The sequence below is a fragment of the Mesorhizobium sp. M0802 genome (assembly GCF_040320115.1).
Classification (GTDB): Bacteria; Pseudomonadota; Alphaproteobacteria; order Rhizobiales; family Rhizobiaceae; genus Mesorhizobium.
Genome location: NZ_JAMYOY010000018.1, coordinates 129905 through 153007, shown reverse-complemented (window position 1 = coordinate 153007; position 23103 = coordinate 129905). Strand labels below are relative to the sequence as shown.

General features: G+C 62.6%; 23 protein-coding genes. 16 read left to right on the top strand and 7 right to left on the bottom strand.

Going from position 1 to position 23103, the window contains the following annotated elements:
• The first annotated feature begins 21 nt into the window (after positions 1-21).
• From NKI10_RS23740 to NKI10_RS23710, 7 genes are all read left to right on the top strand, one after another.
• Complete coding sequence (locus NKI10_RS23740; protein ID WP_352538023.1) at positions 22-816, top strand: transporter substrate-binding domain-containing protein; 795 nt, start codon at positions 22-24, stop codon at positions 814-816.
• A 6-nt stretch (positions 817-822) separates the two neighbouring features.
• Entirely contained in the window at positions 823-1479 is a 657-nt protein-coding gene (locus NKI10_RS23735; RefSeq protein ID WP_023671277.1) for an amino acid ABC transporter permease, read from the top strand.
• On the top strand, positions 1476-2123 hold the full coding sequence (locus NKI10_RS23730) for an amino acid ABC transporter permease (RefSeq protein WP_023739697.1): 648 nt from the start codon (positions 1476-1478) through the stop codon (positions 2121-2123). The genes NKI10_RS23735 and NKI10_RS23730 overlap by 4 nt, the downstream gene beginning before the upstream one ends.
• 68 nt (positions 2124-2191) lie before the next feature.
• A complete protein-coding gene (locus NKI10_RS23725; protein WP_502897572.1) occupies positions 2192-3280 on the top strand; it encodes an ABC transporter substrate-binding protein in 1089 nt (362 codons plus the stop codon).
• A 77-nt stretch (positions 3281-3357) separates the two neighbouring features.
• The gene (locus NKI10_RS23720) at positions 3358-4395 is read left to right on the top strand and encodes an ABC transporter ATP-binding protein (RefSeq protein ID WP_023671274.1); all 1038 of its coding nucleotides are present in this window, start codon (positions 3358-3360) and stop codon (positions 4393-4395) included.
• Positions 4392-5246, top strand: coding sequence for an ABC transporter permease (locus NKI10_RS23715; RefSeq protein ID WP_023703699.1), 855 nt, complete (start codon positions 4392-4394; stop codon positions 5244-5246). The genes NKI10_RS23720 and NKI10_RS23715 overlap by 4 nt, the downstream gene beginning before the upstream one ends.
• Complete coding sequence (locus NKI10_RS23710; protein WP_023671272.1) at positions 5243-6046, top strand: ABC transporter permease; 804 nt, start codon at positions 5243-5245, stop codon at positions 6044-6046. Before NKI10_RS23715 ends, NKI10_RS23710 begins: the two co-directional genes overlap by 4 nt.
• A 171-nt stretch (positions 6047-6217) precedes the next feature.
• Here the strand turns inward: NKI10_RS23710 and NKI10_RS23705 are convergent, their stop codons facing one another.
• Entirely contained in the window at positions 6218-7216 is a 999-nt protein-coding gene (locus NKI10_RS23705; RefSeq protein ID WP_352862126.1) for a LacI family DNA-binding transcriptional regulator, read from the bottom strand.
• Between the two features lie 243 nt (positions 7217-7459).
• Here NKI10_RS23705 and NKI10_RS23700 point away from each other — a divergent pair, with 243 nt between their 5' ends.
• The 5 genes from NKI10_RS23700 to NKI10_RS23680 are packed head-to-tail and all read left to right on the top strand — an operon-like array spanning position 7460 to position 12120.
• The gene (locus NKI10_RS23700) at positions 7460-8452 is read left to right on the top strand and encodes an ABC transporter substrate-binding protein (protein WP_352862125.1); all 993 of its coding nucleotides are present in this window, start codon (positions 7460-7462) and stop codon (positions 8450-8452) included.
• Between the two features lie 27 nt (positions 8453-8479).
• Positions 8480-9517 (top strand): ABC transporter ATP-binding protein, encoded by a 1038-nt coding sequence (locus NKI10_RS23695; RefSeq protein WP_352862130.1) that lies wholly within the window; start codon positions 8480-8482, stop codon positions 9515-9517.
• On the top strand, positions 9514-10401 hold the full coding sequence (locus NKI10_RS23690; RefSeq protein ID WP_352862124.1) for an ABC transporter permease: 888 nt from the start codon (positions 9514-9516) through the stop codon (positions 10399-10401). The genes NKI10_RS23695 and NKI10_RS23690 overlap by 4 nt, the downstream gene beginning before the upstream one ends.
• Positions 10394-11185 carry an ABC transporter permease gene (locus tag NKI10_RS23685; protein ID WP_352862123.1) on the top strand — a complete coding sequence of 264 codons (792 nt, stop codon included), beginning with the start codon at positions 10394-10396 and terminating at the stop codon, positions 11183-11185. Before NKI10_RS23690 ends, NKI10_RS23685 begins: the two co-directional genes overlap by 8 nt.
• 14 nt (positions 11186-11199) lie before the next feature.
• Positions 11200-12120 (top strand): phosphorylase family protein, encoded by a 921-nt coding sequence (locus NKI10_RS23680; protein WP_352463626.1) that lies wholly within the window; start codon positions 11200-11202, stop codon positions 12118-12120.
• Positions 12121-12293: 173 nt separating this feature from the next.
• Here NKI10_RS23680 and NKI10_RS23675 read toward each other — a convergent pair whose 3' ends face one another.
• The 6 genes from NKI10_RS23675 to NKI10_RS23650 all read right to left on the bottom strand — a co-directional run bounded on the left by NKI10_RS23675 (position 12294) and on the right by NKI10_RS23650 (position 18692).
• Entirely contained in the window at positions 12294-13697 is a 1404-nt protein-coding gene (locus tag NKI10_RS23675) for an MATE family efflux transporter (RefSeq protein WP_352862122.1), read from the bottom strand.
• Between the two features lie 187 nt (positions 13698-13884).
• Entirely contained in the window at positions 13885-14646 is a 762-nt protein-coding gene (locus NKI10_RS23670; protein ID WP_352862121.1) for an SDR family NAD(P)-dependent oxidoreductase, read from the bottom strand.
• Positions 14647-14674: 28 nt separating this feature from the next.
• The gene (locus NKI10_RS23665) at positions 14675-15487 is read right to left on the bottom strand and encodes an ABC transporter permease (protein WP_352862120.1); all 813 of its coding nucleotides are present in this window, start codon (positions 15485-15487) and stop codon (positions 14675-14677) included.
• On the bottom strand, positions 15487-16350 hold the full coding sequence (locus tag NKI10_RS23660) for an ABC transporter permease (protein WP_352862119.1): 864 nt from the start codon (positions 16348-16350) through the stop codon (positions 15487-15489). The genes NKI10_RS23665 and NKI10_RS23660 overlap by 1 nt, the downstream gene beginning before the upstream one ends.
• Before the next feature lie 61 nt (positions 16351-16411).
• Complete coding sequence (locus tag NKI10_RS23655; protein ID WP_352460778.1) at positions 16412-17575, bottom strand: ABC transporter substrate-binding protein; 1164 nt, start codon at positions 17573-17575, stop codon at positions 16412-16414.
• Positions 17556-18692: an ABC transporter ATP-binding protein gene (locus NKI10_RS23650; RefSeq protein WP_352862118.1), complete on the bottom strand. Its 1137-nt coding sequence runs from the start codon at positions 18690-18692 to the stop codon at positions 17556-17558. Before NKI10_RS23650 ends, NKI10_RS23655 begins: the two co-directional genes overlap by 20 nt.
• Before the next feature lie 113 nt (positions 18693-18805).
• On the opposite strand from NKI10_RS23650, the gene NKI10_RS23645 reads away from it, so the two are divergent.
• The 4 genes from NKI10_RS23645 (at position 18806) to NKI10_RS23630 (ending at position 23092) form a co-directional block, all read left to right on the top strand.
• The gene (locus tag NKI10_RS23645; protein ID WP_023755457.1) at positions 18806-19615 is read left to right on the top strand and encodes a helix-turn-helix transcriptional regulator; all 810 of its coding nucleotides are present in this window, start codon (positions 18806-18808) and stop codon (positions 19613-19615) included.
• Positions 19616-19709: 94 nt separating this feature from the next.
• Positions 19710-20627 (top strand): AraC family transcriptional regulator, encoded by a 918-nt coding sequence (locus NKI10_RS23640; RefSeq protein WP_023671262.1) that lies wholly within the window; start codon positions 19710-19712, stop codon positions 20625-20627.
• A 229-nt stretch (positions 20628-20856) separates the two neighbouring features.
• Positions 20857-22128 carry an ABC transporter substrate-binding protein gene (locus NKI10_RS23635; RefSeq protein ID WP_023695883.1) on the top strand — a complete coding sequence of 424 codons (1272 nt, stop codon included), beginning with the start codon at positions 20857-20859 and terminating at the stop codon, positions 22126-22128.
• Positions 22129-22225: 97 nt separating this feature from the next.
• The gene (locus NKI10_RS23630) at positions 22226-23092 is read left to right on the top strand and encodes a carbohydrate ABC transporter permease (protein WP_023683583.1); all 867 of its coding nucleotides are present in this window, start codon (positions 22226-22228) and stop codon (positions 23090-23092) included.
• Positions 23093-23103: the final 11 nt, after the last annotated feature.

Sequence of the window (23103 nt, the reverse complement as noted above, 5' to 3'; positions counted from 1 at the left end):
GCTTCCAGAAGGGGAATACCAATGACAATCCATATGAAATCAACCATCGCCGCTGCGCTGATGCTCGCCGGCCTCGGCTTCGCCTCCCAGGCCAATGCCGACGCCGTCGACGACATCACCAAGGCCGGCGCCATCAATGTCGGCATCTTCTCCGACTTTCCGCCCTTCTCCTCGGCCAGCGCCGATATGAGCATCAAGGGTTACGACGTCGACGTCGCGCAGGCGATCGCCGATTCACTCAAGGTGAAGCTCAATCTGGTCAGCGTCACCGGCCAGAACCGCATCCCGTATCTCACCGACAAGCGCGTCGATATCCTGATGAGCGTCGGCTATTCCAAGGAGCGCGAGGAGGTGATCGATTTCGCCGCCGCCTATGCGCCCTACTACATCGCCGTCATCGGTCCGGCAGCGCTTTCGGTCAAAGGCAAGGAAGATCTCGCCGACAAGTCGATCGCCGTCAATCGAGGCACGCTGGAGGATACGTCGCTGACCGAAGCGGCGCCGGCATCGGCCGACATCAAGCGCTTCGACAACTACAACTCCGTCATCCAGGCCTTCATCTCCGGCCAGACCCAGCTGATGGTGGTCGGCAATGATGTCGGCGCCCAGGTGCTGGCCAAGCAGGACGCGCTGAAGCCGGAGCAGAAGTTCCAGCTCTTGACCTCGCCTTCGCATATCGGCCTCAACAAGAAAGAGGACCGGCTGAAGACGGCGGTCAACGACGCGGTTGCCAAGATGCTGGCCAACGGCAAGCTCGACGAGAGCTCGAAGGCCTGGCTGAAGACGCCGCTCAATCCCGACAACCTCAAGGATTGAGTTCTCGTGGCCTTTGCCTGGCTCCCAGGCGCTGTGGGCGACATCGCGCGCGGCGCGGCCACGACGATCCTGTTGATCGTCGTGACCACGCTCGTGGGCACGCTGCTCAGCATCCTGGGCGCTGCCGGCCGGCGCAACGGCCCGGTATTCGTGAAGCGCGCCATCGCGGTCTATGTCGAGGTGATGCGCAACACGCCGTTCCTGGTGCAGCTGTTCTTCATCTTCTTCGGCCTGCCCAGCCTCGGCATAAGGCTCGATCCGATCCTGGCCGCCATGCTGGCAATGACGCTCAACATGGCAGCCTACACCATTGAAATCGTCGGCGCCGGTCTCGATGCCGTGCCCGGCGGACAAACGGAAGCAGCGCTTGCACTGGGCTTGAGACCGCGCCAGGTGTTCATCAAGATCGTGCTGCCGCAGGCGCTCAAGGTGATCTACCCGGCGCTGACCAGCCAGATCGTCATCATGATGCTGGAATCGGCCGTGGTGTCGCAGATCGCCGTGCGCGAGCTGACCTATGAGGCCGACATGCTGCAAGCCCGCACCTTCCGGTCCTTCGAAACCTATTTCGTCGTGACCCTGGTCTACCTCGTCCTGTCCATGGCCTTGCGCCGGCTGCTGGTCACAGGCGGGCGCCGCGTATTGGGGGCAGGTGTCACATGATCGAATTCACCTTCTGGGACATCGTTCGCAATCTGCTGCTCGCCGCCCGCTGGACGGTGCTGTTGTCACTGGCGGCCTTTGTCGGCGGCGCGCTGGTCGGGCTGATCGTGCTGTTCTTCAGGATCGCAGAGAATAAATGGAGCCAGCGGGTCGCTTCCGGCTACATCGCCCTGTTCCAGGGAACGCCGCTGTTGATGCAGCTGTTCCTGATGTTCTTCGGCCTGCCGATGCTCGGCCTGCGCATCGAGCCATGGACGGCAGCGGTGCTCGGCCTGACCTTCTTCGCCAGCGCCTATCTGGCCGAGATCTGGCGCAGCGGCGTCGATGCGCTGCCGCTGGGACAGTGGGATGCCGGCGCCAGCCTTGGCCTGCACCGTCTGCAGGAGCTCAGGCTGATCATCCTGCCGCAGGCGTTCTCGATCACAAGGGCGCCGATCGTCGGCTTCCTGGTGCAGTTGATCAAGTCGACGGCGCTGACCTCGATCATCGGCTTCGAGGAGCTGGTCAGAACCTCGAACGCCATCAACAACGCCACCTTCGAACCGTTCAAGGTCTACGGGCTGGTGGCGCTGATCTTCTTCGTCATGTGCTTTCCACTGACGCAATACGCCCGTACGCTCGAACAACGAGCGGCGGCCCACTGACGCCAGGCGGCGACAGTGCGTGAAGGGAACCTGCCGGAATAGAACGGCATCAACTGAGGAGAAACCAGATGAACAGACTGATTGGAAAATCCCTGACACGGCGCGGCGTGCTTGGTGCGGGCCTCGTTACAGCCGGCGTGCTCGCCATGCCGTCGATCCTGCGCGCGCAGGACAAGTCGCTGAAGGTCGGCGTCTATGGCGGCTACTTCAAGAAATCCTTCGACGAGCACGTCTTCCCCGACTTTACCAAGGCGACCGGCATTGCGGTCGAGTCGGTCGCCGAGCCGACCGGCGAAGCCTGGCTGGTGCAGCTCGAACAGGCGTCCAAGGCCGGCCAAGCCCCGGCGGACCTTTCGATGATGTCGCAGACCTCGACGCTGAAGGGCCAGTCGACCGAATTGTGGACGCCGCTCGATACGTCGAAGTTCAAGCACTACAACGATTTGTTGCCGCGCTTCGTCAACAAATATCCGGATGGTCGCGTTGCCGGCATCGGCGCCGTCGCCTGGTGGATCACGCTGGTCTCCAACACCGATGTCTACAAAGATGCGCCGACCTCATGGGAGACGCTGTGGGACAAGGCCAATGAGGACAAGCTTGGCCTTCTGGCACTTGCCTCGAACTCGTTCCTGCTCGAAGTGACAGCCAAGACCTTCATGGGCGGCACCAATGCGCTCGACACCGAGGACGGACTGAACAAGGCGTTCGAAAAGCTCGCCGAGCTCAAGCCGAATGTCCGGCTGTGGTATCGCGACGAGGCGCAGTTCGAGCAGGCGCTGAAGTCGGGCGAGATCCCGATGGGCCAGTATTATCACGACGTCACCGGCCTCGCGGTCGCCGACGGCTTCCATGTCCGCTCGACCTTCCCGAAGGAAGGCGGCATCCAGGATTCCGGCAATTGGGTGCTGTCGCGCGCCTCGACCAAGGTCGACGAGGCGCATGCATTCATCGACTATATGAGCCAGCCGTCGATGCAGGGTCTGATGTCGCGCAAGGTCGGCACCACGCCTACGCTGAAGAAAGAGGTGCTCGACCTCAAGCCGGAAGAGTTCGCAGCCGTGTCGTCGGATATCGATCCGATCATCCCGCGCTACGACCTCTATACGTCGAAGGCCGACTGGATCAACCAGAAGTGGACCGAGCTGATCGTCGGCTGAGCCGTTCGATCCGTCTGAACCACAGCGGCCGCCGGCATAGTCCGGCGGCCCCTTAGCAAACCCTCCAAGGGATGAGCATGTCCGGACTAGACATCAACGCCGTCACCAAAAAATTCGGCAACTTCGCCGCCGTCGACAATGTCCAGCTCAACGTGCCGCATGGCACGTTCGTGTGTCTGCTCGGCCCGTCGGGCTGCGGCAAGACCACGCTGCTGCGCATGATTGCCGGACTGGAGGAGCCGACCAGCGGCGCCATCGTGCTCGACGGCGAGGACATCACGCCTTTGCCGACGCACAAGCGCAATCTCGGCATGGTGTTCCAGTCGCTGGCGCTGTTTCCGCATCTCTCCGTCGGCGACAACATCGCCTATGCGCTGCGCATTCGCGGCGCCTCGAAGGAGGAGCAGAAGAAACGCGTCGACGAGTTGCTGGGCCTCATCCATCTGACCGGCTTTGCCGACCGTCCGGTGGCCAAACTATCGGGCGGTCAGCGCCAGCGCGTGGCAATTGCGCGGGCCTTGGCGCTGTCGCCGAAACTGTTCCTGCTCGACGAGCCGCTGTCGGCGCTCGACGCCAAACTGCGCGAGGCCATGCAGGTAGAACTGCGCCAGTTGCAGCAGCGGTTGGGCATCACCACCATCGTCGTCACCCACGACCAGCGCGAAGCCATGACCATGGCCGACCTGGTCGTCGTCATGGGCCACGGCAGAATCCTGCAGGCGGCGCCGCCAATCGAGATCTACCGCAAGCCGGCCGACGCCTTCGTCGCGGACTTCATCGGCATCACCAATCTGCTGCCGGCCGAGATCGACAGCACCGGGCGCACCACCATTCTGGGCACAGCCATTCCAGGTCTTGCCATGCCGGCGGGTCAGACTAAAGCGTCTGTATCGGTCCGCCCCGAGGATGTGCATCTCGGCAGCCCCGGCGGCTCGGCCATCACCGGCGAGGTGAGTTTCGTGCGCGATCTCGGCGGCACCATCGAGACCTTCGTCGACGTCGGCGGCACCAGCATCATTGCGGTGACGACGCCGCGCGAGCGGCATGACGTGCCGGTCGGCGCCAAGGTCGGCGTCACACTGCCGCCGGCAAGCTGCGTGGTGCTCGGCGCATGAGACGCGAAGCGCCGAAGTCGATAGCCGACTACACGCCGCTGTTCTTTCCGGCGCTGATGCTGATCGTCTTCTTCGTCGTGCCGTTCTCGACGATGATCGCGGTGAGCTTCTTCAAGCGCAACCCGTCCGGTTTCTACACGCCGGATTTCGTGTTCGACAATTACGCCCGCTTCCTGTCGGTGTTCTTCGGCGGCGTGCTCGGCTTTTCGCTGCTGCTGGCGGTGCTGGTCGCCGTCTGCTGCGTGGCCATCGCCTTTCCCTTCACCTACCTTTTGACCCGTCGGCCGCGCCGTGTGCAGACGCTGTGGCTGGTCGGCCTGCTGTCGGTGCTGTCGCTGTCGGAAGTCATCATCGGCTTTGCCTGGTCGACGCTGTTTTCGCGCACCGCCGGCATCACCAATCTGTTCGTGGCGATCGGGCTGATGGACAAGCCGGTGGCGCTGCTGCCGACCTTTGGCGCGGTGCTGACCGGCATGGTCTACCAGGCGCTGCCCTATACGATCCTGGTGCTGTACCCCGCCCTCGTGCGCCTCGACCCGACATTGCTCGAGGCAGCGCGCACGCTCGGCGCCTCGCCGATCCGCGCCTTCTTCAACGTCGTCGCGCCGGCATTGCGCAACACCATTGTGGCGACACTGATCATGGTCTTCGTGTTCGCCCTCGGCTCGTATCTTTTGCCGCAGATTCTGGGACGGCCGCAACACTGGACGCTGTCGGTGCTGATCACCGACCAGGCGATCTACCAGTCCAACATGCCGTTCGCGGCCGCAATGGCGGTGTTCCTGGTGCTGATCTCGCTGGCGCTGGTCGGATTGACACTGCTCGTCGGAAGAAGGGAGAACGCCCTATGACCGCGACCTTGCTGCGCCGTGTCTATTTCACCATCGTCGCTTTGTTCCTGGCGGCGCCGCTGATCGTCGTCGCCGGCGTGTCGGTCAATTCGCGCCAGGAGCTCAGCTTCCCGCCGGTCGGTTTCTCGCTCGCCTGGTACGCCCAGATCTTCACCGATCCGGAATGGCGGCTGGCGCTGATCCATTCGGTGACGCTGGCCGTCTGTTCGGCGGCGATTGCCGTTGCGGTGGCGCTGCCGCTGGCCTGGTTCTTGTGGCGGCGCATCGCGCCCTGGGCAAATATCTTTCAGGTGCTGGGGCTTGCCCCCTTCATCCTGCCGCCGGTCATCACAGCGCTCGGCTTCCTCTCCTTCTGGGCGACGGTCGGGCTGTTCGGCCAGTTCTTCACCGCCATCATCAGCCACGCCATCTTCTTCGTGACGCTGCCGCTGGTGACGCTGTCGCTGGGCTTTGCCTCGATCGACCGCTCGCTGGTAGAGGCCGCCGCCACCATGGGCGCCGACGACCGCACAGTGCTGAAAACCGTGGTGCTGCCGTTGATCCTGCCCTACCTCGTCTCGGGTTACGCCTTCGCCTTCGTCTTGTCGCTCAACGAATACATCGTCGCCTATATGACGATCGGCTTCACCACCGAGACGCTGCCGATCAAGATCTTCAACGCGCTGCGCTACGGCTACACGCCGACCATGGCTTCGGTGTCGGTGTTCTTCGTCGCGGTGGCGGCACTGGTGTTCGGCTCGATCGCGCGATTTGGCGATATACGCAGGCTGCTCGGCGCGATGTCGTCGGACGGGAGCTGAGCGCAATCATTTGTAACAGCACCCCTCGATCGCTGCTCAGAACCACCAATGCCATCAAGGTGTCTGAGTGCACCCTATGCACTCGCGCAGGCGGCAGCTTCGCGCCTCATCTCGGACTCAGGGGTGAACCTAAGTGCTCCTCGAAAGCGGACAACTGACTTGTTCGCCCGACTATTCGCCAGGGTCGAACTCACCTTTGAACAGGACTGTCTCCACCGGCCCGAGGGGATTGACGATCCGGCTCTCCAGGACTTCGACAAGTTTGCGTCCGACACCCGCTATGTCCACGAAATGAACGCCGATCTTCGCAGGCAAGAAACGTGACAGCCGCGTGCTGTCCCGAGTGACAATGTAGATGTCACTCCCTGGCGCGAGACCTCTTCTGCCAAGAGCGTGTAGTGCCCCCAAAAGGCCCAGTTCGTTGGCGCAAGCCAAGCCCGTCGGCGGATCTGACCAGGCCAGCATGCGATCGAACCAGGCTGCGCTCGATTCCATGGTGAACATTCCATGACCGATCAGCGACTGGTCGATCGGAATACCAGCCTCGGCCATTGCCCTTCCATACCCGGAAAGACGCATGGCACTCGCCTGGTCGCCCGGAACGAGAAGTTGCAGCGCAATGCGTCGGCAGCCCTTGTCCATGAGCCGCCGGGTCGCCTCGTAGGCAATCTGTTCATTGTCGATGTCGACATAAGGATATGCTGTATCCAGGTCAGTTCTTCCAAACGCGACGAATGGCATGCCTCTATCCAGCAATAGCTTAACGCGCGGATCACCCGAGACCATGCGCGTGATAATCAGTCCGTCTGTGCTGCCCGCCTGAAGCTGTCGCTGCACACTCTCGATGGGGTCATCATCGGGCGTGGTGGAGTAGATGGATAGACTATAACCCGCTTGCCGCGCCGCCAGCGTCATGCCTTCGATTAACGGAAGCTTCAACAGATCGGACAGATGATCTTGTGTTTCCATCGGGTAGATTGCTGTCATCGTCAGCGTGCGGCCAGTTTTGAGCGCGAAGCCATGATGATTTGGCACATAGCCGACCCGCTGCGCCACTTCCTTGACGCGAGCGATGGTGGCGGGATGAACCTCCGGCCCATCCTTCAGCGCGCGGGATACGGTGGTCACCGAAAGGGAAAGTTCCGCCGCGATCTGTTTCAGGTTGGTCATGTCGCCCGACCTCATTTGCGAAAGCGCCGGCTGATTTGCTGACTTCCACTACGTGACCGAATTCCACCTCACGGTCAATCCAAGCTCTCGCTAAAGCAGCTTGACTCTCCTGCAATTGGATGCAATCGTAACGTTACGATTGGCAATAATTGGCCATTTTTAGCGCGTCTCAACAAATTCTAGGGAGGAGAACCTATGTCTTGGTTACGCATTTCATTGACGGCATTCGCATTCTCGGCCGCCGTGCCGGTCTATGCCCAATCAGTCACCATCACGACCGCGGGCGGCGATTATGGCAACGCCATGAAGGAAGCCATGTGGGCCCCCGCTGCAAAAGAGCTTGGCTATGCTGTCCGCGAGGAGACCCTCAGCGACGGCTTGGCCGCCCTGAAGATGCAGGTTACCTCGGGCGCGGTCACAACCGACGTCATTCACCTGGGCTCACCGGAGGGCGCGCAGGCCGCCGCACAGTCGCTGCTGGAGCCGCTCGACTACACGATCATCGACCCAAAGGCCGTGCCGGACGGCGCAAAGTCCGACTACTGCTATCCATTCGACTCCTATGGCACCGTCTTGTCGTGGAACACCAAGACCTATGGCGAAAACCCGCCGAAGACATGGGCGGAGTTCTGGGACGTTGCCAAATTCCCCGGCCGTCGTGCGCTGCGTGCCAATGCCCAGGACTCGATCGAGATCGCGCTGCTCTCCGATGGCGTAGCACCGGCGGACGTCTATCCCGTTCTCAGCACGCCAGAGGGTCTGGATCGCGCTATCAAGCGGCTCGAAGCACTCAAGCCAAATGTCGCCATTTGGTGGACCTCGGGAGCGCAGTCGGCGCAGTTGCTGAAAGATGGTGAGGCGGATTTGGTCGTTACCTGGAACGGGCGGGCCCAAACCGTAAAAGCAGATGGCGGCGCGGCCGACTACACGTTCAAGGGTTCCGTCATTGGCACCGACTGTCTTGCGGTGCCGAAAGGGGCGCCGAACAAGGACGCAGCTATGAAGCTCATCGCAGCGATGACACAGCCCGCGCGCGTGGCGAAGCTGACCGACTTCATAGCCTATGGCCCGGTCAATCCTGCTGGCTATGAGGGTGGCCTTATCCCCGAGGACCGTCTCAAGACGCTGGCGACCGCGCCTGAAAATGCCGGCACTTCGGTGTTTTCGAATTCAGAATGGTGGGTCAGGAACGGCGAGGCTGCCCAAAAAGCCTTCGATGAGATGATGGCCCGCTGAGTCTTAGCTCTAAGGCTGAAGCACATGATGAAGTCGCTCCCGATCACCATCGACAGCGTGCGCAAGACCTATGGATCTTACGTCGCGCTGGACGATGTCTCGCTCGACATTCGGGCTGGCGAATTCCTCACGCTGCTGGGGCCATCGGGATCGGGCAAGACCACGCTGCTCATGGCGCTGGCCGGTTTTGTCCGGCCGGAGTCCGGTAAACTTTTGTTGGACAATCGGGACATTACCCGCCTGGCCCCCAACAAGCGCGACATCGGCATAGTCTTCCAGAACTACGCCCTGTTTCCCCACATGAACGTTCTCGCAAATGTCGAGTATCCGCTGGTGCTGCGCAAGACGCCGAAAGCCGAGGCCCGCCAGAGGGCACTCGACACTTTGGCCCGCGTGAAGCTCGAAGGTTTGGCGGAGCGCAACATTGCCGCTTTATCCGGCGGTCAGCGCCAGCGGGTGGCGCTGGCACGCGCAATCGTCTTCGAACCACGCGTGATGCTGATGGACGAGCCGCTGTCGGCGCTCGACAAGAATTTGCGCGAAACCATGCAGTATGAGATCCGGCGTCTGCACGATGATCTGGGGATTACTACGATCTATGTGACGCATGACCAGCGCGAAGCACTGATCATGTCAGATCGGATTGCGGTGATGAATTCCGGCCGTATTCAGCAGATCGACACGCCACAGCGGATTTATGATCGTCCATCGACCCGCTTTGTCGCGGAGTTCATGGGTGAGGCCAACATTGTGGCCCCGGGCGCGGTGCGCAGAATAGACGGCGCCGATGCATCAAGCGAAGCTCTGATGATCCGCGCCGAAAGCTTCCATCTTGATTCGAAGCTCGTCGGGCGAGACGGGGTGGCGCTTGAGGGAACGCTGCGCGCCAAGGCGTTTCGCGGCGAGAACTGGCTTTTGACACTGGCGCTTGACGGCGGGCAAGAGATTCTTGTCTGCGTTCCGGCGGCGATGGCCAGCGGCTGCGGCGAGCTTGCGACCGGTCAGCGAGTGACCGCATATGCACCGGCAGCGAAAGTTCACGCGATACCGGGAGCAGGAGCGTGACCGTCATCGCCGATCTTGCGCTCGCGGCAGACGCACGACGCGAGCGGCGGTTCTTCCTGTCGCTTTCAGTGCCCGCGCTTTTGATCGTTGGGCTGGCGGCGATCCTGCCCATCGTCTGGATTATCCGGCAATCCTTCCTCACCACAGCGGGTGAATACACCGTCGGCAACTATGAGAAGGTGCTTTCGAGCGGACTGACATGGTCGGCACTCGTTACCACCGTTGAACTGTCTCTGGGTACGCTGGCGATCTGCATTCTACTCGGTACCCCCTTGGCGCTCGCCCTGGCCAGCGCCAGACCAAGGGTAGCCAATTTGCTGATGGCCTTCGTCATGCTGCCGTTGTGGACCTCCATTCTGGTGCGCACCTATGGCTGGCTCGTTCTGTTGCGACGCGATGGCCTGATCAACGCGGCTTTGACCGGTTCAGGCCTGACAGCTGAGCCATTGCCGCTGGTTTACAATTTCACGGGAACGCTGATCGGCATGGTTCACTACATGCTGCCGCTTTTTCTGCTGCCCGTTTATGCGGCGATGCGCGATATCGATGCAAACCTCGTCCGCGCGTCGGCGAGCATGGGCGCCACTCTCGGGCAAACGATCCGCACGGTCATTCTGCCGCTTTCGGCCGGCGGCATCTTCTCGGGTTCGATCATCGTCTTCATTTACACCATAGGGTTCTTCATCACGCCCGCGGTGCTTGGCGGCGGCAAGGTAAACCCTCTTTCCACCCGGATCGAGCGCACGCTATCGACCTTCCAGGATTGGGGCTCGGCGAGCGTCCTGGGCATCCTGCTCCTCGTACTAATGGCGTTGGTGGGGGTGATGTTCCTGGCTGCGCGGCGGCTGATTGCCGGACGCAGCATCGGCACAGCCCATGCTTGAAGCCTATCCAGATAGCAGGCTGGCCCGCATCCTCCTGTGGAGCTTTTGCGCGCTCGTTATGGCGTTCCTGATGCTGCCGACGCTCGTCGTCGTGCCGCTCTCTTTTTCGGCGTCCAATCTTTTGGAGTTCCCGCCGCGCGCATACTCGTTGCGCTGGTACGAGGCTTTCTTCGGTTCGGCGGCATGGATGGCCGCACTCAGGACGAGCCTGATCCTTGGCACATTGACGGCGATGATCGCAGTGCCCCTGGGGCTGCTGGCCTGCATTTCGATAAATCGGCTCGGCGGAAAGGCCGCCATTGCCATTCAGGGTATTCTGCTAACCCCTTCTATCGTGCCGGGAATCCTGCTCGCTATTGGTCTCTTCTTTGTTCTGGCGGCCCAACGTCTGGTCGGAACGCTGTTCGGTGTCCTGGTCGGACATGTGGTGCTGGCCGTTCCGGTCGCCTGCATTGTGTTGGTGCCCGCCTTGGCCCGCTTTGACTGGAACCAGGTTCAGGCGGCGCGCAGCCTGGGCGCAAACTGGGCAAGAGCCATTGGCGGAATAATTGTCCCCCAACTTCGGATAAGTCTGTTGTCGGCCACGCTGATGGCCTTCCTGACCTCGCTCGATGAATCCGTCATTTCGATCTTCGTCGCGAGTGGTCAAAACAGCACGCTGCCGAAGCTCATGTTCCTGTCGCTGCGCGATCAGATCGACCCGACCATTGCGGCGATTTCGACCTTGTGGACCGTCATCGTCGTGGTCGTTGTCCTCGTCGTGACCCTTCGCCAAAAATCCTGACCGAGATTGGAAACATGCCCAACAATCATCATGCAGCCGACGATCTGGCGGATCATTCAACGGACATACCCCAGGTGGGGTTGGCGATCATCACCGGCTCGGCGAATTGGGGTCTCGCCTTTCCGGAAGATGTCGAAGTCGATGGCGTCCGCACCTTGCAACGAGACATGAGTTTCGAAACCCCTTTCGGTCCCAGCGACAATTGGAAACTGCTCGAATTCGATGCATCTATTACCGTCGAGGGCAAAACGAAACGTGCCCTGTGCATGTATTCGCACGGCAATCCCCGAGACCATATCGACCATTCCTGTCATCGCCGCGCGTTCTGGGTGTTGATGAAAGCGGGTGTAAGGCAAGTGCTGGCCTGCTCGACTGTTGGCGCCGTCAACAAGGCGATCCAGCCCGGCGACATAGTCGTAAACGCCGATATCATCGAACTGTCGCAGACCCCGTTTTCACTTCTGCCTGGCCGCCAGAGCTTCGACTGCTCGGGCAAGCAGATCGTATGTCCAAGATGTGCGGCATTGTTGGCCGAGACCGCCCGGCGCCATTGGCCAGCCGGATGCCGCGTCCATGGCATCGAGCAGCAGTTGGTGGCTGCCCACTGCTACGGGCCGCGACTGACAACTCCCGCCGAAGCTCTGGCGTATCGAAACATGGGAGCGGACGTGCTCAACCACTCGATCGCCCCTGAGGCCACCTTATCGCGCGAGATCGGCGCCTGTTTCGTGCCCCTGGCGTTCGTCACGGCCGGCTTCAACGACTATATGGACCGCGAGCGCCAGAAATTGCTGCAGGAGCACGTGCTGCCGAGCCTCTCTATGACAGCCTCGCGGGTTGCGCTGGAGACCGCGGCGCGACTTCCGGCCAATCCGGAATGCTCTTGCCACGGCTTGAAGTCGCCCCAACCGGCAGAGCGTTCTACCCGGTTCTGAAAAGCAGCGAGAGTCTGGGATCGTTCACTCGCAACGATGCTCGCGTCGAACTGAGAGTCCGCTTTTGAAGATCCCACGCCCGAAGCGTTCGGCCGCTTCCGGTCCAAAAGGCGACACCAGACATCTGCTCTGCAGTGACTGCTTCGGGCAGCTGGCGGACCGCTTGGGCGCCATTAATGGCTGAAGACAAGCGGTGGCGCTATCCGATCCCGCCGCAGCCAGCGCGCCAGGAGCAGCACCGCCACCACGGCCAGACCTGACGCCAGGCCGATCCAGATGCCGACGCCGTGCAGGCCGAAATGGAAGGCGAGCAGCACGCCGAGCGGCAGGCCGATGCCCCAATAGCCGATGGCGGCATAGATCATCGGCACCTTGGTGTCGTGCAGGCCGCGCAGCATCCCGGCGGCCACGGCCTGCGCGCCGTCAAAGATTTGGAACAGCGCGGCAAAGGCCAGGAACGACACGGCCAGCGCGATCACCCTGGCATTGGCCGGAGCGGCCATGTCGATGAAGGCGCTGATCAACAGATGCGGCCACAGCACCATCACCAGCGCCATCAGCGCCATGGACGAGACGCCGATGACGAAGGCGGTCCAGCCGGCGCGCGAAACGCCTGCCGGATTGCCTGCGCCATGGGCCAGCCCGACGCGCACGGTGACGGCCTGGTTGAGGCCGAGCGGCACCATGAAGGAGATCGAGGCGATCTGGATGGCGATAGCGTGCGCGGCGAGCGAATCCGCATCGATCAGGCCCATCAGCAGGGCTGCTGCATTGAAGATCGTCACCTCGAAGGCGAGGATGCCGGCGATCGGCATGCCGAGCCGCAGCAGACCCTTGAAACGCGGCCAGTCGGAGCGCCAGAAGCGACCAAACAGGCGGTAGCGGCGGAACTTCTTCTCCAGCATCACCACGGCTGCCAGGCCGCAAAACATCAGCGTGCTCGACAGCGTGGTCGCCAGCCCCGAACCGGCGATGCCCATCGAGGTGACGCCGAGATTGCCGAACATGAACACCCAGTTGAAGAAGGCGTTGCAGGCGACGGCGACGAAGACGATGATCAGCGCCCAGCCCGGCCGCTCCAGCGCCGAGATGAAGGAACGCAGCACGATATAGCCGTAGAAAGGCAGCACCGCCCATTCCAGCCAGCGCAGATAGATGCCGGCCTGATGCGCCAATGCCGGCTCCTGGCCCATGGCCAGCAGAATGGCCTCGCCATGCCACAGCACGATCCAGATCGGGATCGAGATCAGGATCGCCAGCCACAGGCCCTGGCGCACGGTGCGACGCAGATCGCGCACCGAATAGCGGCGGCGGCCAAGCTCGGTGGCGATCATCGGCGAGGTCGCCAGCATCAGGCCGAGGCCGAAGATCAGCGGCATGAAATAGAGGTTGGCGCCGAGCGCGCCGCTGGCCAGCGTGTCCGCGCCCAGACGCCCCATCATCATGACGTCGGTGGCGGTCATCGCGGTCTGGCCGAGATTGGTCAGCACCATCGGCCAGGCCAGCGCCAGCGTCGCCCTGATTTCCTGACGCCAAAGATTTTCCGGCGCACGAGCGCCGGCTTCGATCGCAGACATTGTCCTGCTCTTTCCGATTGCGGCGCGTCGGCAACGAGGCCGGAAGCCGCACTTCCAAACGGCAAAACCTTCGGTTTCGCAGCGTTTGCGTCGTTCTATTGGACGAAATGCGGCATGAAGGCAAGGGAGGACGGGCAGCCGGCGATTGAGCCAGAGGCGGGAACCCTCCTATCCGGCTGCCCTTGGATCAACCGATGCTTTCGCCGCCGTCGATCACCAGCGCCTGGCCGGTCATGAAGGATGAGCGGTCGGAGACGAGGAACAGGACCGCTTCGGCGATCTCTTCGGCGCTCGCCCAGCGCCCCATCGGGATCCTGGTGCGGACATAGGTCTCGATCGCCTCGCGCCCGCCCATCTGGGCGATGAACGGCTCGTTGAAGGGGGTGTCGACCCAGCCGGGGCAGAGCGCGTTGACGCGCACATTGTGCCGGGCATAGTCGAGCGACATCTGCCTGGTCATCGCCACCACGGCATGTTTGGACGTGGCATAGGCGATCATCTCGCGGTCGTAGAAGACGCCCGAATTCGAAGCCGTGTTGAGGATGACGCCGCCGCCTTGCGCGACCATTGCCGGCATGACCAGCCGCGCGGCCAGAAACTGCGCCCGTACATTGATGCGCCATGACGCATCCATACCATCGACCTCGACCTCGGTCAGCGTGCCGCCGACCTGGATGCCGGCGTGATTGTGCAGAACGTCGATGCGGCCATACTTGCCGAGCGTGCCGGTGATGAGCTGCCCGACCGCGGCGTCGTCAGAGACGTCGGTGACAACGGCCTCGGCCTGCCCGCCCACTGCCCGGATGTCCGCCGCTGTCGTCTCGCCGCTGGTCTTATCCCGGTCGGCGATGACCACCAGCGCGCCTTCCCTGGCCATGATCATGGCGCCGGCGCGGCCGATGCCGGAACCGGCGCCCGTCACCACGGCGATGCGGTCTCTAAGGATCATGAATTTGTCTTTCAGCTGGATGGCTTGTTCAGTTTGACGGCTGGCGCTGGCGCAGCTGCCATTGGGCAAGCACCACCAGAAGAACCGAGGCGACGAGCACGATGGTGGCGATGGCGTTGATTTCCGGCGTCACGCCGCGCCGGATCGAGGCGAAGACATAGATCGGCAGCGTCGTCTGCGCGCCGGCGACGAAGAAGGCGACGATGAAGTCGTCGAAGGAGAAGGTGAAGGCGAGCAGGAAGCCGGCGACCACCGCCGGCATGATCTGCGGCAGCACGATCGAGCGAAACGTCGTCAGCGGCGTGGCGTAGAGATCGCTCGAGGCCTCGACCAGGTTGCGGTCGAGGCTGGCGAGACGCGTGTCGACGATCATCGTCACCAACGCCATCGAAAACAGGCCGTGCGCGGCGATGATCGATCCATAGCCGAGTGACAGGCGCGGCGGCTGGTCGTTTGGCCAGATCGAGGCGAGGAACGGGTTGAGCACGCCAAACAGCTGGACCAGCGCAACGAGCGTCGAGATGCCGATGACGACGCCGGGAACGACGATCGCGGCACCCATCAGCGCGTCGAAGACGGCGCGGGTTCTGAGCCCGACCCGCGCCAGGCCGAGTGCGGCTGCCGTGCCGCACACCGCCGCCAGAAGCGCGCTGGTGGTGGCGATGAACAGGCTGTTCTTCAACGCCTCGACCAGGAACGGGTTCGACAGCGCCGTGCCGTACCACTGCACCGAAAAGCCGGTGAACTCGCTGGCATGGCGGCCGGCGTTGAAGGAGAACAGCACGACCAGCGCGATCGGCAGATAGAGGAAGGCGAAGACGGCGGTGACGAAGGCGCGCATCAGATCAGATCCACCCTGCGGGCGCCCGACACCCGTGTCGAAATGCGGTTTGCCGTGATCAGCACCACCACCGAAACCGCCACCAGCGTGATGGCGATGGCCGATCCGAACGGCCAGTTGCGCGACTGCAGGAACAGGTCGACCAGCGCGTTGCCGATGAAGAACACCTTGCCGCCGCCAAGCAGGGTCGGGATCAGGTATTCGCCAAGCAGCAGGATCATGACCAGCGAGAAACCTGTCATCACGCCCGGCAGCGACAGCTTCAGGGTGACACCCAGAAAGGTCGAGAGCGGCGTCGCGCCGAGATCGGCGGAGGCCTCCAGCAGCCGCCGGTCGAGCCGCTCCAGGCTGACATAGATCGGCAGGATCATGAGGGGCAAATAGCCATAGACGATGCCGAGCAGGACGGCGCCCGGCGTGTTGATCAGCCGGACATCCTCGATGCCGACAAAGGCCAGCAGCGCGGGAATGCCGCGTCCGCCCAGAATGTACATCCAGGCATAGGTGCGCATCAAAAGGCTGGTCCAGAACGGAATGACGACGAGCGCAAGCAGGATCAGCCGCCAGCGTTGCGGCGCCTTCAGGGCGAGATAGTAGGCAACCGGGTAGGCGACGAGCAGGCAGGCAAGCGCGCCCACCGGCGCCAGCATCATCGTGTTCCAGAAGGCGGTCGCCCGCGCCGGGAGGTTGGCGTATTGCGCCAGCGTGAAGGCGGCCTGATAGCCGCCCTCCGGCGCCCGCTCGCCGACGCTGAACACGGCAATGGCGATGAACGGCAACACCAAAAACACCACCAGCCACGCCGTGGCCGGAGCGAGCAGCAGCGCTGTCAGGATGTTATACCGAAATCTGTTGCCGTGCATGGAAACCGCCCCGATGCCGGCGGACATAGGCCCGCCGGTTTCCGTTTGCGTCAGGCCGGCCTCAAGCCGACTTGAAGCGCGCCATCAGCTCGGCGCGGCCGGGATCGGTCAGCGTCGCCGCCGCACCGAATTCCAGCGGTGTCAACAGGTCGGCCGCCGGATAGAGGATCGGATTGTCGAGCACTTCCTTGGGCAGCAGCTTGTTGACGCGTGCGTCGGTCGACGGCGCGCCATTGGCGAGATGCTCCTTCACCGCGACGTCGGGGGTCATCAGATAGTTGAGCAAGGCATAGCCGGCCGGCTTGTTCGGCGCGTCCTTCGGGATGGCGTAGAAATCGGTCCAGATTTCGCCGCCCTCCTTGCCCAGCACATAGGCGATCTCCGGGATATCGCGATGCAGCTGTGCGCCATCATTCGTCCAGCACATGGTCATCCAGGCGTCGCCCGCCCGCATGCCCGGCTGGTAGTCGGACGAGACCGCGAACAGATGCGGCTTGACCTTGAGCAGCAGCTCCTCGGCCTTGGCGAGTTCGTCCTGCTTCAGCGAGTTGAAGGAATAGCCGTAATATTTCAGCGCGTTGCCGATGGTGGTCAACTGGTAGTCGTGCACCATGGTGCGGCCATCGCCCTCAGCCATGGCGACGTCCCAGAATTCCTTCCAGCTGGTCATCGGCTTGGCCAGCTTCTTGGTGTTGACGGCAAAGCCCGTGGTGCCCCAGTTCTTCGGCACCGCGTAGGTCGTGCCGTCGATCGTGCCTTCCGAGGTGAAGCGCGGGTCCTCCTGGGAGCTGTCGAAATTCGGCAGCTTGGCCATGTCGAGCGGATCGATGATGCCGAGTTTCTTGTAGGTCGAGATCGTGTAGTTGGTCGGCACGAACAGGCTCCAGCCCGAGGCGCCGGCCTGCAGCTTGGCAAGCATCTCCTCATTGGAGCCGAAGACGTTGACCTCGACGGCGACGCCGGTGTCCTTCTTGAAATTCTCGAAGGTCTGCGGGTCGTGGTAGTTCGGCCAGGTGGCGATCGACATGCGGTCGCCAAGGTTTTCGGCGGCAAAGGCCGGCGTCGGCATGATGCCGAGCTCGCGCGCCATCACCGCGGTTGCGATGCCAAGGCCGGTGAGGCCGAGGAAGTCGCGGCGGCCGATCGAGCCGCGCTTCAGGCGCATCAGCTGGTCGACGAAGTTCTCAGGGCTAATCGGCAGTCCGTCACGATATGATTTCGACATTTTTTGCTACCCTCTGGTTGGTCCCGTTGTTCTTGGTCTCCGGAAACGCCAGCGGCGTCCCGGAGGCAAAGCCGATGGCGACGGGTTCACCCGGCTTGAAGAGGTTGCCATGGCCGATCACATGGTCGGCCTTGGCCAGCAGCGTTCCGATGCCCTGCACCTCGATGGCGTATTCCGCCGTCGAGCCCAAGAAGATCCGGTTGCGCACGATGCCTTTGAACGGGCTGCCTTCCGTGGCGCCGAGGCTTAGCGATTCAGGGCGCAGGCTGACAGAAACGGTCTCGCCCTGCTGCAAGGCGGTTCGTTTGCGCGCGGCAATGACGGTTCCGTCCGCCAGCGCCACATTGACCAGATCGCCTGTATGCCCGGCAACCTTGCCGCTCAACAGATTGGTCTTGCCGACGAAGTCGGCGACGAACAGGTCGGCCGGCTCGTCATAGATCTCGCTTGGTTGCCCGAGCTGTACGATGCGGCCGCCGTTCATGACGCAGGCGAAGTCGCTCATCGACAGCGCTTCCTCCTGGTCGTGGGTGACCAGCACGAAGGTGATGCCGATCTCGCGCTGCAGGTTCTGCAACTCGATCTGCATGTCGGTGCGCAGTTTCTTGTCGAGGGCCGCCAGCGGCTCGTCGAGCAACAGCACGGCCGGCTTGTTGACCAGTGCGCGCGCCAGCGCGACGCGCTGCTGCTGGCCGCCGGAGAGTTCGTGGATCTTGCGGCGGCCATAGCCGGCGAGCCGCACCATTTCGAGCGCCTCGCCGGCGCGCCGGCCGATTTCCTGCGACGACAGGCGCGGCCGTGCCTGGCGCAGCCCGTAGGACACATTGGCTTCGACATCGAGATGCGGAAACAGCGCGTATTGCTGGAACACCATGTTGACCGGGCGGCGATAGGGCGGCGTGCCGGCCATGTCCTGGCCGCGGATGAACACCTGGCCTTCGCTCGGCTGTTCGAAGCCGCCGATCATGCGCAGGCATGTCGTCTTGCCGCAGCCGGACGGTCCGAGAAGGGCGACAAAGGCGGAGGGCGGCACAGCCAGATCGATGCCGCTGACAGCGGTCACGGCGCCATAGCGCTTGGTGACGCCGCGAAACTCGATGTCGGGCACTGCGGTCAAAGTGCTGGCTCCAGCAACAGGGCTATTTCAGGACGCTACCAGAGCCAATGGCGGCTAGTATATACCTCGCAGGTGGTATATCTGATCTATTTTCTCGTTTGAGGGGGTATAGGTTGAGTGCGTCCCGCAGCGACGAATACAGCCGGCTCGCAGCCCTTGTCGCGGCAACGCGAGAGACCAGCGGCGAAATGTTCGGCCAGGCAATGGTCGATTGGCTGAGCCAGCATGTCAGCTTCGACCACTGCGTTATCTTCGGCTATCGCGGCGCATCGCGACCGCCGCTGCTGTTCGAAACCTTCTCGCCGGCCGAGAGCCATGTCTTCGTCACGCTCTATCAGGAAGGACCTTATCTGCTCGACCCATTTCATCACGCGGCGGTGGAGCGCAAGGAGGGGTTCTGGCGCATGCGCGAGCTGGCGCCCGACCGCTTCTATGCCAGCGAGTATTTTCGCACCTACTATAGCCAGACAAGGCTGGCCGAGGAGGTCGGCTTCTTCGTGCCGCTGCCCGGCAAGGATGCGCTGGTGCTGTCGCTGATGCGATTGCACGCCTCGGGTCCCTTCGGCACCGCCGATGCCAGGCTGCTGCGCGACATGGCGCCGGCGGTCATCAACTTCGCCCGGTTGCGCTGGCCCGCACTTGCGGCCGAGGAGCAGGACGAAGCGGAGCAGGGCGAGACGATCGCCGCCGTCAACGAGTTCGACCGCGCCCACATTTGGGAAAGCCTGTCGCTGACCCCGCGCGAAAAGCATGTCGTCGATCTGGTGCTGCAGGGGCATTCCACCGAGTCGATCGCGAGAGCCATGCGCATCGTGCCGGGAACGGTGAAGGTTCATCGCCGCAACATCCATCGCAAACTCGGCATCAAATCCCAGGCCGGGCTGTTCGCCCGCTTCATCGAGATCATCGAGAGCCGGCGTTGAAATCGCTGAGGCAGACATCGTTCACTTGCGGGCGACAGACTGCTACGGATTACCCGAAACCAGTCGCTTCCTCATACGCCCCGGAGAGCAGACGATGGCATTCAGGCGCAGAAAGAACACGGCCGCGATCCCTCGCACGGTGCCGGCTTTCGAGCACATCGTCACCGAGGCGAGCGACAGTTTCCTGTGGCGGCTCGACGACTATCCCTGGGAGCGCAATGTCTGGAATTTTCATCCGGAATACGAGATCCATCTCCTGAGGAAGTCTTCCGGGGTCGCGCTGGTCGGCGATCACATCGGCGAATTCGGGCCGGGCTACCTGAGCATCGTCGGCGGCGGGCTGCCGCATGACTGGGTGACATCGGTGCAACCCGGCGAGCTGATCGAAGGACGCGACATCGTGCTGCAATTCGATCCGCAGCGGCTGCGCGGCTCGGCGGGACTGCTGCCGGAGCTGCGCGAACTGGAACCGTTCCTGGAGCGATCGCTGCGCGGCATCGTCTTCCATGGCCGCGCCGCGCTCGACGGCGCTGCGCTGATGGAAAGGATGGGCACCGTGCACGGGCTCGCCCGGTTTTGCCTCTTCCTCGAACTGGTCGATCTGCTGGCCAGGACAGACGAATACGAGCTTTTGTCCTCGCCGGATTTCTCACCCGCGCTCGACGCAACCTCGCTGGACATCATCCAGCGCACGCTGACCTATCTCTTCCAGCACTTCGCCGAGGACCTGAAGCTGCCGGAGGCGGCGGAGCTGGCGGGGATGAGCGAAAGCACGTTTTCGCGCTTCTTCCAGAAAAACACCGGCAACAGTTTCAGCGACCACATCGCCAAGCTCCGGCTCTGGCAAGCCTGCAAGCTGCTGGCGGACACCGATATTCCGATCACCGACATCTGCTTCCAGGTCGGCTACATGAACATCTCCAACTTCAACCGCGCCTTCCTGCGCAAGCACCGGATGACGCCGTCATCCTACCGCAAGCTGTCGAAGCAGCGGATGACGATGCGCGCCTGAAAACCGGCCTTCCTCACTCCATCGGTACTCATGTGACAGAGGCCGTGCAGGCGAGCCGGATTTTGCAGCGCACAATGCATAAAAGTACAGGTCTGCTGCAACGGGGCTTCTAGCGCGGCCTTTAGCAACTCCTCATTTTGGCGATGGGTGGCTTGTCGCTCGGGCGATGGCGAGGATCGCGCAACCGAAGACTTCCGCTTCCTGCGACTGTTCCTGGAGGAGAAAATCAATGAAACCAATTCGGCTCGCTGCGAGCATAAGCGCAGCTTTCATGCTTACCACGACCCTCTCGACCATGGCGCTGGCGGCGCCGGTCTGCTCGGCACCGGTCAAGGTGCTGGCGCAACCGCGTGACGGGCTGACGCTGCTGGAGGCGTCCAAGGACGAGTTCCAGAAACTGGCCGGCGCCAGCTTCCAGATCGACTATCTCAACGAGAACGACCGCCGGGCAAAGTCGCGCGCCGATGCGTCCACGGTCGGCAACTACAACGTCTACTATGTCGACGAAGCCAATGTCGCGCTGTTCGCCTCGTCGAAATGGATCGTGCCGCTCACCGACTATTACCCGGCTGACTACGACTACGCCGATTTCGACCCGGGCCGGCAGAAGGTCGCCACCTATGACGGCAAGGTGTGGTTCGCGCCGCTGACCGGCGGCGGCGACCTGATGGTCTACCGCAAGGACATTCTGGAAGCCGCCGGCATCCAGCCGCCGAAGACGCTGGACGAGTTGATCGCCGACGTGCCGAAGCTGACAGATCCCGACAAGGGCATGTACGGCATCGCGCTGCGCGGCGCGCGTGGCTCGGGCGCCAATGTCTGGCGCTGGATGCCGTTCTTCAAGGCCTATGGCGGAAAATGGTTCGACGGTGACAAGCCGGCTTTCAACTCCGAGGCCGCGGTCAAAGCGACCGTGACCTATCTTAAACTGTTCAAGGATTCAGCGCCCGGCACGCAGACCGGCAGCTGGGATGAATCGACCGGCGCCTTCCTGTCGGGCCAGGTTGCCATCTTGGTCGAATCGACGCCGCTGTCGGGCATGGCGGTCGACCCGAAGACCTCGCAAGTGGTCGGCAAGATCGGCTTCCTGCCGCCGCCCTCGCCACTGACCGGCGGCGGCTACGGCCACGGCCTCGCCATCGCCGCCAAGGCCAATGCCGATGACGCCGCGAAGCAATGCGCCGGCCTGTTCATCGCCTGGGCGACGTCGAAGGAGAACGAGAAGCGCCGGCTCGACGCGCACCAATTCGGCGAGCTCAACCGCACCAGCGTGCTGTCCAGCAAGGAGTTCGCCGACATCTATGGCGCCGATCTCGGCCAGGCGCTTGCCGATACCGGCAAGGTGACGGCGGTGAACTTCTGGCAGGATCCGCGCTGGCCGGATCTCGGCGACCGCTGGGGCATCATCCTGGAAGAGCTGGTCACCGGCACGCGCACCGACGTCAAGGGCGGCCTCGACGAACTCGAGGCCTACGCCAACGAGCTGGTGAAGAAGAAGTAATCCTCCCGCCCGCGGCGCGCGGTCCACGGCATTCGACCGGATGCCGGGACCTGTGCGCCGCGGGTCTCTCCAAAAAGGCACAGCCCGAGGATAGGCAATGCGCCGACGCTCTTCCCTGCCCGTGACGTTTCTGGTTCCGACGCTCGCCATTCTTCTGGTGCTGTCGATGGTGCCGACGCTGTACGCCATCGTCATTGCGCTGCAGAACCGCGAGCTGAGCTCGTCGGACTATTCCTGGGTCTGGCTGTCGAACTTCATCGACCTGTTCGCCGACCGGCGTTTCCTCAACGCGGTCTGGGTTTCGGTGAAGTGGGAAATCGTCACCGTGGTGGCGACGATGATGGTGGCGATCGGGCTCGGCGTGCTGATGTTCGAAGTAGCGTCGCCGCGGCTGCGCAACATCTACTGCCTGCTGTTCATCATCCCGGTGCTGTTGCCGCGTGTCTCGGCGGCCTTCGTGTGGAAGTTTGCCTATCATCCGCTCTACGGCATCGCCACCTATCCCTACAGGCTGATCACCGGCGGGCTGATCTTCGACCCGCTGTCGAAGCCGTCGACGGCCCTGTTTGCCGTCGCCTCGGTCGATGTCTGGCAGTGGGGACTGTTCTTCGCGGTCATCGTGCTGAAGCTTCTGGAGACCTTGCCGCCGCAGCCGATCGAAGCGGCGCGGCTCGACCACGCCAAACGCTGGCAGATCCATGCCTATGTGACCTTGCCTATGCTGAAGGCGCCGCTGATCAGCCTGATGTTCGTCAAGATGATCGAATCGCTGCGCTCCTTCGACCTGATTTATGTGATGACGCGCGGCGGGCCGGGCGTGGCGACCGAGACGCTCGACATGTACGCCTTCTCGCAAGGCTTCATCGAATCCGGCAAGGTGTCCTATGCCTCGGCCATGGCGGTGCTGATGATGATCGCGACTGTCATCACCTTCACCATGCTGTGGAAGCGGGTGCAGGCATGAGGCCGTATCGC